Below are 13959 nucleotides of genomic sequence, written 5' to 3'. Positions count from 1 at the left end.
TTTGGTATTTTTTTGAATAAATTTCCCAGTCCAATCAGAAAATAATGGCAAAAATGAAGAGGAGTAAACTTATGGATACTGTTACATTGTCACGCGCCTTCTTTGGTTCATCATTAGCATTCCATATTATTTTTGCAACACTTGGAATCGGACTATCGTTAATGATTTTTATAAGCGAAGTGTTATATCACTTGAAAAAAGATTCAGATTATGCCGTTATGGCAAAAAGGTGGACGAAAGCCTTTGCCATCCTTCTTGGCGTAGCAATTCCAACCGGAACAATTGTCGGGGTACAAATTTCACTTCTTTGGCCTGGATTTGCCAAAATTGTCGGCCAAGTGATCTCCGTGCCCTTTCAAATTGAAATTTTTGCTTTCTTTTTAGAGGCGTTATTTATGTCTATTTATGTGTATGCGGCAGATAAGTTACCTCCATTCATGAGACTCGTGTCTCTCTTTTTTGTTATGCTCGGCGCCACTGCATCTGCTGTGTTAATTACATCTGCAAATACGTGGATGAATACACCGGCAGGATTCTCTATGAATCCAGACGGTTCCGTTTTTAATGTTGATCCGTGGAAAGCATTCTTTAATCCCAGCTTTTTCACAAGCTCCTTCCATGTTGTCATTACGGCCTATGCAACAGGAGCAGCTGTTATTGCTTCTATCGCTGGATTTAAATTATTAAAACGAAATACAAGCACACGGGAAATTGCTTATCATAAAAAAGGATTATTTTTAGGGCTTGTCGTCACATTTATTACAGGTGCAACAATGTGGCTCTCTGGGCATGAATCAGCAATTGCTTTACATGAACATTCTCCAGAAAAATTAGCAGCAGCGGAAGCATTATTTGATACAACGTCACATGCTCCTCTTGCAATTGGTGGCTTTGTTGATGCGGCAACCCATGAGCTACAATACGGACTTGAAATCCCTAATATGTTAAGTTTGCTAGTTGGATTAAACCCCAATACTGTCGTAAAAGGGTTAAATGAATTCCCTCAAGAAACGTGGCCACCATTTTATACCCATACATTCTTTAATTTAATGGTTGGTACAGCTGTATTCACTTTCGCTGTTGCAACAATCGGGCTTCTATATTGGTATTTTATTTACCGAAAAAAAGGTACGGAGTTACCAAAATGGCTTCTATGGGGGACTGCTGCATGCGGACCGATTATGATGCTCGGCATTGAATTCGGATGGATTTTCAGTTGTAGTGGTCGTCAACCGTGGACCATTTATGGAATGCAGCGCACAATGGATGCTGCCACGCGCGCTGATTTTGTCGGACCTTTATTCATTTTATTCGTCATTTTGTATATTGGGCTTGGCGCTTTAACAATTTTCGTACTCCGAACATTCTTTAGAAGACACCCATTGCAAAATGATTTACAGCAGCAAGGAGGAGATTCTCGTGCATGAGGCAAGTATTGCAATTATCATTTTATGGGCCCTTATCTTCGTATACAGCATTTTAGGTTCCATCGATTTTGGAGCTGGATTTTGGGGCATGGTATACGCCAAGCACCCTACACTTGCTGCAAAGCTTGCCAATCGTTATTTATCACCAACTTGGGAAGTCACCAATACTTTTCTCGTCTTTGTTGTTGTTGCATTTCTTGGCTTCTTTCCGAAAGCGACCTTCACTCTTGCAACGGTGATGTTCGTGCCGGTGACATTAATTTTAGTTCTCGTCGCCATTCGTAGTACATTTATGGTTTTTGCCTATTCTGTACCAAAATATGAACATCGTCTGCGCTTCATTTCTGGTATTACTGGGCTCTTAATTCCTGCCTTATTAATAACAGTTTTACCCGTGACAGAAGGCGCCTATATTACGACTTCTGGAGGTAAAGAAGCTCTATTATACGGAAAGCTTTTATCAAGCCCTGTAATTTATTGTTATATGTTATTCGGATTAACTTCTGAGCTATTCCTGTCCTCTCTTTTTCTAGCTGACTTTGCAAGAGAACAAGGTTCAGAAGATACGTATCGACTTTATAGACGCAATGCCATCATACTCGGCCCAGCAACACTCGTCACAGCCATCATCGCCCTTGTTGTTATGGAACCAGAAACACATTGGCTCATGCAAGGATTAATTAAACAATTCCCATGGTTCACAGTCTCCATTATTTTATTTGTAATTGGCTATTCTTCTCTTTGGTGGACGAATAAAAGACATGATTCACTCGGCTGGCCACGGATTGCCGTTTTAGCGGTTGTTGCGCAATATGCATTTGCAAGCTATGCTTACGGCGTCGCGCATTTACCATATATCATTTATCCAGACGTTACTGTATTTACAAGCTTTACAACGAAAGAAACATTCTATGCCTTACTCATTCTCTATGCAATCGGCATCGCGATCTTACTTCCAGGCTTTATCTTCTTCTGGAATTTATTCTTAAAGGATCGAACGTTCTTAAAAGAAAAATAATAATAGCCCCCTCCGCTACCGTCTTAGCAAAGGGGGCTTCTATATTTAAGTTAGGTACATGTGATCAATCAAGTAAAAAGGTGTTCGGAATCGTGCATTCCCTATTATTGATATAAGTGACTACCAGTTTCTTTAAATTCTTCTGCTTTCTCTTTCATACCTTGCTCAATTGCTTCTGTTGTTTCTAAATCGTTCTCTTTTGCATATTCACGAATATCATGTGAAATTCTCATACTACAGAACTTCGGACCACACATTGAGCAGAAATGGGCCGTTTTTGCACCTTCTGCTGGCAATGTTTCATCGTGGAAATCCATTGCGCGTTCAGGATCTAAAGATAAGTTAAATTGATCGCGCCAACGGAATTCAAAGCGCGCTTTTGAAAGAGCATCATCACGTTGTTGCGCTGTTTTATGACCTTTCGCAAGATCCGCAGCATGCGCTGCAATTTTGTAAGTTATAACCCCTTCACGAACATCATCTTTGTTAGGCAAACCTAAATGTTCTTTCGGTGTTACATAGCAAAGCATTGCTGTACCAAACCAGCCAATCATTGCTGCTCCAATCGCAGATGTAATATGATCATAACCTGGTGCGATATCTGTTGTTAAAGGTCCGAGTGTATAGAATGGTGCGCCTTGACAAATATCAAGTTCTTTCTCCATGTTCTCTTTAATTAAATGCATTGGTACATGTCCTGGACCTTCAATCATCACTTGCACATCATGCTTCCAAGCAATTTTTGTTAACTCACCAAGTGTTTCAAGCTCAGAGAATTGTGCTTCATCGTTTGCATCCGCAATCGAACCTGGACGTAATCCATCTCCAAGAGAGAAGGAAACATCATATTGTTTCATAATTTCACAAATTTCTTCAAAGTGAGTATATAGGAAGTTTTCTTTATGATGGAATAAACACCACTGCGCCATAATAGAACCGCCGCGTGAAACAATTCCCGTCATCCGTTTTGCTGTAATTGGAATGTAACGAAGCAGTACGCCCGCATGAATCGTAAAGTAATCCACGCCTTGCTCCGCTTGTTCGATTAACGTATCACGATATACTTCCCACGTTAAATCTTCAGCAATACCATTTACTTTTTCTAGCGCTTGATAAATGGGCACCGTTCCAACTGGTACAGGAGCGTTACGAATAATCCATTCACGTGTTGTATGAATATTTTTCCCTGTAGATAAATCCATAATTGTATCTGCGCCCCAGCGTGTTGCCCATGTCATCTTCTCTACTTCTTCGGCAATAGAAGAAGAAACCGCAGAGTTCCCGATATTTGCATTTACTTTCACGTGGAAATTACGTCCAATAATCATCGGTTCTGCTTCTGGATGGTTAATGTTCGCTGGTAAAATTGCGCGTCCTTCTGCAATCTCTTTACGAACAAACTCTGGCTCTACGCCTTCACGAATCGCAACATATTCCATCTCAGATGTAATGATGCCATTACGTGCATAATGCATTTGCGTTACATTCGCACCTTGCTTTGCTCGAAGCGGCTTGCGATCCATTTGCGGGAACACAGGTGTATGCTGAGATGCAGCTTTCACACCATCATCTTCCGGTTTAATTTCGCGTCCTTCATACGCTTCCACATCTTCGCGCGCCACAATCCATTCATGACGAGGCGTTGGAATTCCTTTTTCCAGCTCCACTTTGTATTCAGGATCTGTATATGGTCCGCTCGTATCATATACGCGAATCGATAAATTTGGCACACCGTTTGTTTCACTTTGTGCAATCTCACGCATCGGTACTTTCATACCTTCACGTGGACCATCTACATAGACTTTCTTACTCCCTGGTAAACTCGACTTCAATTCAATTTGCTCAGCTGAAACAGATTGCTTCATAATTTGTGTTTCCTCCCCTTTATCGTTTCAAGAATCCTTCCTTACTCAGAACCTCCAACCAGCTTCCAAGCAATTTGGATTACCTTGATTCTCGCTTCAGTGGCTAGAACAATCGGAGGCTTCGCTTCTTCCGCTGAGGCAAACTACGCCTCTTCGGCTAAAGCTCCATCCACCCTCCCATTCTGCACAAGCCACTTCTGCTTTTCTTAGATCCAGTTTCGCCTCCTAGCCCTTCGCGTCTAAAAACCTTCCACACAAGAAAGTAAAAATCACTTTCTGTGCGGAAGAACTTTAGCCGTCAGGGCTAAACAGTCGGCTCCGCTTTTCATATGACAAGGACGAGAATAAGAACTTGTGACCAACGCATGCCAAATAAAAAAAGCCAGGTCCATAGTAAAATAAGGACCTGGCTCATAAGACATTGTTATGTAAAGCCGTTAACTTCCCTACGCTGGTACGAGCCAGATCAGGTCCAGAGGGTTAAGAAGTTATCGCGCTTCTCTCTCAGCCCACGCATTAATTGGGCACCCCTAGTTTATCACTGATTTAATTTTCAATACTTTCCCATCATACACGATAATCTGAAAAATGCAAAGAAATGATTTTTCATTTTCAGATGTCGTTTTTTGTCTGTTAGTCGATATCCCTTGTAAAATCGCCGATAAAGTGATAGTTTCCGCCGATATCTCAAAAAAGATACCCGCACGATTCGAGCATCTTTCACTATTTACGGTATCATCCACGTTAAATAATAAGCTTGTACATATGTCATAATCCCGACAATGATTACAAAGAATAAGCTATGTTTTACTGTAAAACGGAATAAATCAGATTCTTTTCCAGCGAGTCCTACTGCTGCACACGCGATCGCAATCGATTGCGGTGAAATCATTTTACCCGTCACACCACCTGTTGTATTTGCCGCAACAAGTAATACTTCTTCTACGCCAACTTGCTGTGCTGTAATCGCTTGTAGATTGGAGAACAATGCGTTCGCCGATGTATCTGATCCTGTTAAGAATACGCCGAGCCAGCCAAGGAATGGTGAGAAGAATGGGAATAATCCACCTGTTCCAGCTAACGCTAATGCTAGTGTCGATGATAGACCAGAATAGTTTGCGATAAATGCAAATCCTAATACGAGACCGATAGATAGAATTGGCATTTTTAATTCTTGTAATGTTTCTACGAACGTCTCAACTGCTTGTTTTGCACTCATTTTTAATAGAAATATCGAAATAATACAAGCAATCAAAATTGCTGTTCCTGTTGCTGATAGAATATCAAGCTTTAATACTGCATCATAAGGCGTTGGTTTATTTACAATTGGCTCTGCCTTCATTACTAAATTATGCAAACCTGGAATTTGAAACTTAAAGACAAGACCTTCTAGCGCCCCGCCTGAAGTAAATAACGCTTTAAAGAAATTCTGACTCCAGATGACAACCGTAATCGTTAAAATGATAAATGGTGACCAAGCTTTCACAACTTTTCCTGCTGTTAATTTTGGCATGGATGATGCTGTCGCTGCCGCTTCAGCTTTCGCTTGATTAGATTGATAGATTTCTTTTGGTTGCCATACTTTTAGGAATAACGCTAGACATACTAAGCTAACAAGTGCTGATGTAATATCCGGAAGCTCTGGTCCTAAAAACGTCGCTGTAATAAATTGTGTAATCGCAAAGGAGCTCCCTGCTACAAATAATGCAGGCCATGTTTGTTTTACACCTTTAAAGCCATCCATTAAAAATACGATAAAGAATGGAACGAACATAGATAAGAACGGCAATTGGTGCCCAGCCATTTGTCCGATTTTATGTGGATCAATACCCGTTACTTGCCCCGCAACTGTAATGGGAATCCCCATTGCTCCAAATGCTACCGGCGCTGTATTTGCAATCAAGCAAAGTCCAGCTGCGTATAACGGATTTAAGCCAAGACCAGCAAGAAGCGCTGCAGTAATTGCGACCGGCGCACCAAATCCTGCCGCCCCTTCCAAAAACGCCCCAAATGAAAAACCAATTAAAATAACAAGTAAACGGTGATCGTTCGTAATCGATAGTACGGATGCACGAATCACATCAAACTGCCCTGTTTTTACAGAAATTTTATATAAAAATACCGACATCACAATAATCCAAGCAATCGGCCACAATCCATATGTAAAACCATATCCTGTTGCTGCCATCGCCATTGTAAACGGCATTTTATACGCAAAGAGCGCAACTAAAATTGTTAATACAACTGTAATAAATCCTGCTACATACCCCTTCATACGAAAAACTGCTAAAGCCAAGAAAAAAAAGATAATTGGAATAAGTGCCACCGCTGCGGAAATCCAAATATTACCGAACGGATCGTAAACTTGTGTCCATGTGCCCATTGTCCCTCTCCCTTTCTATAATCCCCTGTTTTGAAATCCTTATAACCCTATCAATAGACTACCGGGTCATCATACCTTTAAAGCTAAAAGAAAAACGTTTTGAGAAAACGTTTTCAAATTGTTGCATTTATTACTTTACCACATCATTTTCTTTTAAAAAAGATTTTCCGAAAGAATTTTCTAATTTTTCATTAAATAACCCTCATTCTCTTTAAGCAATACCCTTAAAGAGAAAAATTTTTATTCATTGACGTAATACAACATTAATATAGGAAACAAAATAATTTTTTCTTATCTTACTTTTTAAACAAACGTTTGATTAATTCGCGAAAAAGCTATCATCACAATCCATTTCTACTTAAACAAATGTTTGTTTAGAATTCTTATAGTGCATTTGACATTATACAGAAAAAGCACTTGCAATATGCAAGTGCCCTATCTTCTCCGTCTTTTTTTCTTTTTTCGCATCAGCCTTTTCCGGCGTGTATTCAATCGATCAGCTATAATGTGGAGTGCACTTGCAGCAATCACTCCAATCACAAATGTCGTTAAAGCTACATCATGTCCCTTTGCAATTTCTACTAGCTTTCCGTCTAATACCGTTATATTTAATATGTATAAAAATGGCGAAAAGACTAATAGCATATACAAGATACGAATGAGGTCACCAATTACAATCGTATGCGTTAAAAAAGAACGATGTGGCATCACACATTGATACGGATACCAAAAAATCCGCAGTAGCCCCCATTTATTATAGGCGTTACTATGAATATCTAAATCTGGTGTTAAAAAGAACGTACCAATTAGAAATCCAATCGCAAAAGTTAAAAGAAAATCAAAATTTGTTAGTCCATACGAAACAAGCATAAACAAAACAATCGGAAGAGAAAGTAAGTTTATCTTCGTATGTGTTTTTCCTGATGGCATAGTGCACTTCCTCGCTTATGTTCTCCCTGCCAGTACATGACAGTCCTCACCTATTGATCTAATTTTTGATCGATAAACGACGTGTCTATATCAGAACCGAACCAATCCGCTAATTTCACCTGTGCTTTTTCTTTTACATCTTCATTTACATACATAGATGCTTGCAACAGTGCAGCTGTTAATGCACCCAAATCATCCGTATAACCAATTCCAGCTATAAAATCCGGAATCGCATCAATTGGTGCAATAAAGTAAGCAAGTGCCCCAATAATTGTTGCCTTTACTCGCTTGGGAACATCTGGCCTTTGTATTACGTAAAACAATAATAAACTCGCATAAATGACCGACTGTCCCGCTTGTTTTGCTACTTGTTTTACCTTCGTCCAAAACGCTTCGACTGAAAATTTACGTTCCATATCAACAGCTCCCATGTTTTATTTTTTTCATCACACGAAAAAAATAGATATACCTTCACCAAAAGAAAAAACGACCTATGTTATTCAAGTAAAGATTCATCAAATATACACATAATCTACCAACCAAAATTCATCTCTCATTGATGAAAGTTTCACTATATTGTAACAGATAGATAACAAAAGAACAAGTGTTCGCGTTATTTTCTAGCTATTTCCCTTCATATAATAGTTTTCTAGTAAACATGTTGAGGATTCCTGTTCATATTTTCTCAACATGAAATATCTAATTTCTCTTAACATTCCCTTTTATCTTTGTTATATTTTCTAGTTGACGAGCATATAAACCAATGTTAAAGTGTTCTCTGTCAGCAACAACGAAAATACAAAAACTGTAAAATGATATAGTGTTTCTAAGAATTAGATTTTGTTGTATAATACAGAAATGACGTTATACTTATGAGTCAACAAAAGGAATGAAGAGACACCAAAAGGGTATGCATAGTTAAAGTCGTATAGGGGTTATATAGGAAACTCTACTCATGGCCAAGAAAACTATGTATTTTTTATTTTAGCATTTTTTGCTCCAAAATCGACCAAGCCTGATAGAGAAAGGGTGAAAATGGATGAAGGAATCTTTAAAATCACAATTTTATAATGTGCGTTTTACTTTGTTCGTTGCTTTGGCCTTATGGCTAAAAACTTACATTATTACACGTACGAGCTTTGATTTAAAACTTGAATCTTTCATGCAAGAATTTATTTTATTTATTAGTCCATTGGCAGCATCATTACTGCTTGTGGGTCTTGCATTATTTGCAAAAGGAAAGAAACGTAACTATATAGCACTTGGAATTGATTTTGTTTTAACAATCGTTCTTGTTGGTAACGTAATGTTCTACGGATTCTACAATGACTTCGTTACTTTACCGGTACTTGGGCAAACATCCAACTTCGGACAACTAGGATCTAGTGTAAAAGAACTATTTAATTACAAAATCATCGTTGCATTTGCTGATATTATTATCTTTTCGATTCTATTAAAGAAAAAGAAGAATTTCGCAAAAACTGAGCGCGTGTCACGTCCAATGCGTTCTTTATACTTCGTATCAACGGTTGCTATTTTCTTCGTAAACTTAGGTCTTGCAGAAACTGAGCGTCCAGAGTTATTAACACGTTCATTTGACCGCGTTATGCTTGTGAAAAACTTAGGTTTATATACACACCAAGTATATGATCTTGGCTTGCAAGCTAAATCAAGTTCACAAAAAGCATTTGCTGATGGTAGCAAATTACAAGAAACAGAAAACTATGTGAAGACAATACAAAGTAAACCAGATCCAAATATGTTTGGAACTGCCAAAGGAAAAAACGTAATCGTTGTTTCTCTTGAGTCATTACAAACATTCTTAATTGGTGCAACTGTAAACGGTAAAGAGGTTACACCATTCTTAAACCAATTTGCAAAAGAAAGTTATTACTTCGATAACTTCTTCCACCAAACTGGACAAGGAAAGACATCGGATGCTGAATTCTTAGTAGATACATCACTATACCCGTTAGATCGTGGTGCTGTATTCTTTACACACGGTAATAACGAATATACTGCAACACCAGAAATCCTGCGTCAGCAAGGCTATTACACAGCTGTATTCCATGCAAACAACGCAACATTCTGGAACCGTAACATCATGTACCCTGCACTTGGTTACGATCGTTACTATAACGAACTGGACTACAAAATCACACCAGAAACAAAGTTAAACTGGGGATTAAAAGATATCGAGTACTTTAATCAATCAGTGGATATGTTAAAACAAGTGAAGAAGCCATTCTATACTCGCTTCCTTAGTTTAACCAATCACTATCCATTTACGTACGATGATGACACAAAATTAATTGACCCTTACAACTCTGGTGATCGCGTATTTGACGATTACATGGTAACAGCTCGTTACTTAGACGAAGCAATGAAAAACTTCATTGAACGTCTGAAAGCTGAAGGCCTTTATGATAACTCTGTTATCGTATTCTACGGTGACCACTATGGTATTTCTGAAAACCATAACCGTGCAATGGCACAATTCTTAGGCAAAGAAGAAATTACAACATTTGATCATATGAACTTACAACGTACACCGATGTACATTCACGTTCCAGGTCAAACAGAAGGCAAAACCATTTCAAAACCAACTGGTGAAATTGATATTAAACCAACAATTCTAAACTTACTTGGTGTTGACTCAAGCAATGATGTCCGCTTCGGTCATGATGTATTCTCACCAGATAATAAAGGATTTGTTGTCCTTCGTGACGGTAGCTTCGTTACAGACAAGTACATGTATGCGAACAGTACATTCTATGATCGTACGACCGGCGAAGTTGTTCAATTACCAAAAGAAGAAGCCCAAGCAATGATTGACCGTGCACAAAATGAACTGCGCATGTCCGATCAACTGATTGAGGGAGATTTACTTCGTTTCTCTGAAAGCAACAAAATTAAAACTGGCGAAGTAAAAACAACTATTAAAGAAGAAAAAAAAGGCGCTGAGTAATCTCAGCGTCTTTCTTTTATCTCGTTACTCATGAAGCCTACTCATCGATTGAAATAAAGAGTCCTCACTAAAGCTTCACTTTCTTTAACCAAGAATATTTCTGTCTTTACATTATCATGACGAAATTACAAAATCTTCACCAAATATTTACATAAAATTCATGAAGCTCCTTTATAATTGAACTTGTAAACAAAGTTCTGTATGTTCCCCACATATCTTTTCACATATTGGAAAAGGTCCCCTTGAGGAATAATAGAATCCCTTGTTCATAAGTTAATGTTACTGGAAGTGACACTTATTGTCTTATAAAAGCCGTTCGGCTTTTGTCACCCATCAAGCTTTTCATAAGACAATATCCCTATGAAACAGTGCTACCCTCCTTATGCAACATTGTTGCTAGCAACGTTCAATATGAATGTTGCTTTTTTTGTCACTAAAAAGCAGGATTCCTATTTCTCATTTGCGAATTTGTATATGCAAAATACAATAAAAATAAATTTTCTAGGAAAGGACGGGAAGAAGAATGGCATATGAAAGATTTGTATTATGGAATGATACAGTTATTGATACAAATAAAAAACAACCATACATACAATTAGAAGAACGTGGTTTACAATTTGGAGATGGCGTATATGAAGTAATCCGTATCTATAAAGGGAACTTCCATCTATTAGATCCACATTTAACAAGATTATATCGTTCAATGGATGAAATAGAATTAACGTTACCTTTCTCCAAAGCTGAGCTCATCGTGCTACTCTACAAGTTACTCGAAAATAACAACTTTCACGAAGATGGGATAATCTACTTACAAGTGTCCCGTGGAGTACAAGCTCGTGCACATGCATTTTCTTTTGATGCGATCCCAACAATCTATGCTTATATCTCCAAAAAGGAGCGTCCTGCTTTGTGGATTGAATATGGCGTACGGGCTATATCAGAACCTGATACACGCTGGCTTCGTTGTGATATTAAATCGCTGAATTTATTGCCAAATGTATTAGCTTCCACAAAAGCCGAGCGCAAGGGCTGTAAAGAAGCTCTTCTCGTCCGTAATGGAATCGTTACTGAAGGTAGCCACTCTAATTTTTTTCTTGTAAAGAACGGGATCCTTTATACGCATCCCGCTAATCATCTCATCTTAAACGGCATTATCCGTCAATACACTCTCTCTTTAGCCAACAAGTCGCAAATTCCACTACAAGAGGAACTGTTCAGTATTCGTGATGTTTACAATGCAGATGAATGCTTTTTTACAGGAACAACTGTAGAAATATTACCTATGACACATCTTGATGGAAATGCCATTCAAGATGGACAAGTTGGACCAATTACTAAGTTCCTCCAAAAAGCATTTATTCAAAGCTTTTTAACTTCTAACACCCCATCACCATAAACACGGATAATTTCAGTTAAACCATTTCTTAACATATGTATTTCCATTTAAAATCAAGGGGCAGATTCGCACCTTGATTTTATTTTGTAATCTTTTTGACATATTCAGATTCCCGCATAACCCTTGACAGTAATCGACATGCCTTTTAGAATTTTTAACAGTTGGTAAATATTTCATCACTATAATACAGACAGAAAGGAATCGACAAAACATGAAAAAATATCTTGCCGGTCTTGCGGCAGTGTCTGTAGCAGGAGGAGTAGCCCCAGGGCTTGATACCGCTCAAGCTGCCCCTGAAAATACACAAAAACCTGTTACACAAACTGTCCAAAATGCACCACAAAACAATTCAAATTACACAGTGACGGCTGACGTATTACACGTCCGCACTGGATCTAGTACTTCTCACGACATTATCTCTCGCGTATATGAGGGTCAAAAGCTAAACGTAATTGGAGAAGAAAATGGTTGGGTCAAAATCAACCATAATGGAAAAACTGGTTACGTTAGTGGACAATTTGTCGCAAAAAACGGTGCAACAACAAATGTTAGCACAGGTGGCAAAAACAAAGTTACTGCTGATGTATTACGCGTTCGCACAAGTCCAAATATTTCTAGTTCTATTATGGGACGTGTATATGAAGGACAAACATTACAAGTTATTGGAGAAGAAAACGGTTGGGTCAAAATTAACCATAATGGGAAAACTGGTTATGTAAGTGGACAATTTGTATCTGGCGTTTCTTCCAATACTGGTTCTTCTAATAACGAAACAACTGTTAAACCTGCAAGCGGAAACTATACGGTAAACGTATCTTCTCTTCGCGTTCGTACAGGCCCTAGTACTTCTCATACAACTTTAGGATCTGTTCATAAAGGACAAGTTGTACAAGTTATCGGAGAAGTTCAAGATTGGTTCAAAATTAACTATGCAGGACAAACAGCATATTTAAGCAAGGACTATGTAACAAAAGGTGGTTCTAATGAAAATGTTGTCCAAGGTAACGATCAACAAGGAAACAATAATAATGTAACCATTCAAACTGGTGGTACTTATGTTGTTAACGCAACTTCTTTACGTGTTCGTACAGGTCCAGCTACATACCACGGTGTGCTTGGTGGCATATTAAATGGTCAAACATTAAACGTAATTGGCGTAGAAAATGGTTGGTTCAAAATCAACCATAACGGTAAAACTGGTTATGTAAGCAGTGAATTTGTGAAATTCGTAAAAGGTGGCACCACGACACCTGAGAAACCAGAACAACCTGAAAAACCACAAACATCTGTTGGTGAATACTACATTAATGTGTCTGCATTAAACGTACGTAGTGGCGAAGGTACAAATTACAGTGTAATTGGTGCTCTTCCACAAGGCCAAAAAGTACAGGTTATTTCTGAACATTACGGATGGAGCAAAATTAGCTACAACGGTCGCACTGGCTATGTAGGAACTCGTTTCCTTTCTAAGACACCAGTTGGTGGCGCTGTAGACAATAAACCTAACAAGCCAAATAACAACAATAATCAAAACCAAAACAACAATAATAATAACAATACAAACAATAGTGGTGATACATCATCTATCCTTTCATATGCTAAATCAATGCAAGGTGTACCATATGTATGGGGCGGTACTTCTGCTAATGGCGTTGATTGCAGTGGTTACATTTTCCACGTCTTTAACAAATTTGGTCATAACATTAGCCGTCAAAGTGTAGCAGGATATTGGAGCAGCCTACCAAAAACTTCAAATCCACAACCAGGCGATCTAATCTATTTCCAAAATACTTATAAATCAGGTCCTTCTCACATGGGTATCTATCTTGGTGGCCAATCATTCATTCAAGCTGGTGACAATGGTGTTAAAATCGTTTCATTAAACAACTCTTATTGGAGCAGCCACTTCTTAGGTTATACAAAAGCACCTTAAATCATAGTTTCAGAGTCTTCTAGATTACTAGAAGGCTCT

Annotated in this window: 9 protein-coding genes and 1 riboswitch; of the genes, 5 read left to right on the top strand and 4 right to left on the bottom strand. The window is 38.4% G+C overall.

All coding sequences use genetic code 11. The features are described 5' to 3' along the window. Window positions 1-71: 71 nt before the first annotated feature. Both AZF08_RS12580 and AZF08_RS12575 read left to right on the top strand, forming a co-directional pair. Window positions 72-1427, top strand: a complete 1356-nt coding sequence (locus AZF08_RS12580) for a cytochrome ubiquinol oxidase subunit I (RefSeq protein WP_033673262.1) — start codon at window positions 72-74, stop codon at window positions 1425-1427. After that, window positions 1420-2445: a cytochrome d ubiquinol oxidase subunit II gene (locus tag AZF08_RS12575; protein ID WP_033673263.1), complete on the top strand. Its 1026-nt coding sequence runs from the start codon at window positions 1420-1422 to the stop codon at window positions 2443-2445. The genes AZF08_RS12580 and AZF08_RS12575 overlap by 8 nt, the downstream gene beginning before the upstream one ends. 104 nt (window positions 2446-2549) lie before the next feature. On the opposite strand, the gene thiC is transcribed toward AZF08_RS12575, so the two are convergent. The 4 genes from thiC to AZF08_RS12555 all read right to left on the bottom strand — a co-directional run bounded on the left by thiC (window position 2550) and on the right by AZF08_RS12555 (window position 8039). Beyond that, entirely contained in the window at window positions 2550-4310 is a 1761-nt protein-coding gene (gene thiC / locus AZF08_RS12570; protein WP_033673264.1) for a phosphomethylpyrimidine synthase ThiC, read from the bottom strand. 426 nt (window positions 4311-4736) lie between these two features. Continuing rightward, window positions 4737-4852, bottom strand: a riboswitch (TPP riboswitch). A gap of 185 nt (window positions 4853-5037) precedes the next feature. Beyond that, the gene (locus AZF08_RS12565; RefSeq protein WP_033673265.1) at window positions 5038-6693 is read right to left on the bottom strand and encodes a lactate permease LctP family transporter; all 1656 of its coding nucleotides are present in this window, start codon (window positions 6691-6693) and stop codon (window positions 5038-5040) included. A 435-nt stretch (window positions 6694-7128) separates the two neighbouring features. Continuing rightward, window positions 7129-7623 (bottom strand): metal-binding protein, encoded by a 495-nt coding sequence (locus AZF08_RS12560; protein ID WP_033673266.1) that lies wholly within the window; start codon window positions 7621-7623, stop codon window positions 7129-7131. A 50-nt stretch (window positions 7624-7673) separates the two neighbouring features. Further along, on the bottom strand, window positions 7674-8039 hold the full coding sequence (locus AZF08_RS12555; protein ID WP_033673267.1) for a YkvA family protein: 366 nt from the start codon (window positions 8037-8039) through the stop codon (window positions 7674-7676). 623 nt (window positions 8040-8662) lie between these two features. Here AZF08_RS12555 and AZF08_RS12550 point away from each other — a divergent pair. From AZF08_RS12550 to AZF08_RS12540, 3 genes are all read left to right on the top strand, one after another. Further along, the gene (locus AZF08_RS12550; RefSeq protein ID WP_033673268.1) at window positions 8663-10591 is read left to right on the top strand and encodes an LTA synthase family protein; all 1929 of its coding nucleotides are present in this window, start codon (window positions 8663-8665) and stop codon (window positions 10589-10591) included. Window positions 10592-11114: 523 nt separating this feature from the next. Next, window positions 11115-11987: a D-amino-acid transaminase gene (locus tag AZF08_RS12545; protein ID WP_033673269.1), complete on the top strand. Its 873-nt coding sequence runs from the start codon at window positions 11115-11117 to the stop codon at window positions 11985-11987. Window positions 11988-12198: 211 nt separating this feature from the next. Beyond that, complete coding sequence (locus AZF08_RS12540) at window positions 12199-13920, top strand: C40 family peptidase (protein WP_033673270.1); 1722 nt, start codon at window positions 12199-12201, stop codon at window positions 13918-13920. Window positions 13921-13959 lie beyond the last annotated feature (39 nt).

This window comes from Bacillus gaemokensis (assembly GCF_001590835.1).
GTDB classification, from domain to species: Bacteria; Bacillota; Bacilli; order Bacillales; family Bacillaceae_G; genus Bacillus_A; species Bacillus_A gaemokensis.
This window is presented reverse-complemented; position numbering and strand designations above follow the sequence as displayed.

Excerpts from the sequence above, each read along its gene's own strand:
- AZF08_RS12550 (WP_033673268.1), top strand. The coding sequence starts at position 8,663 with ATGAAGGAATCTTTAAAATCACAATTTTATAATGTGCGTTTTACTTTG.
- AZF08_RS12540 (WP_033673270.1), top strand. The coding sequence starts at position 12,199 with ATGAAAAAATATCTTGCCGGTCTTGCGGCAGTGTCTGTAGCAGGAGGA.
- thiC (WP_033673264.1), bottom strand. The coding sequence starts at position 4,310 with ATGAAGCAATCTGTTTCAGCTGAGCAAATTGAATTGAAGTCGAGTTTA.
- AZF08_RS12555 (WP_033673267.1), bottom strand. The coding sequence starts at position 8,039 with ATGGAACGTAAATTTTCAGTCGAAGCGTTTTGGACGAAGGTAAAACAA.
- AZF08_RS12560 (WP_033673266.1), bottom strand. The coding sequence starts at position 7,623 with ATGCCATCAGGAAAAACACATACGAAGATAAACTTACTTTCTCTTCCG.
- AZF08_RS12545 (WP_033673269.1), top strand. The coding sequence starts at position 11,115 with ATGGCATATGAAAGATTTGTATTATGGAATGATACAGTTATTGATACA.
- AZF08_RS12565 (WP_033673265.1), bottom strand. The coding sequence starts at position 6,693 with ATGGGCACATGGACACAAGTTTACGATCCGTTCGGTAATATTTGGATT.
- AZF08_RS12580 (WP_033673262.1), top strand. The coding sequence starts at position 72 with ATGGATACTGTTACATTGTCACGCGCCTTCTTTGGTTCATCATTAGCA.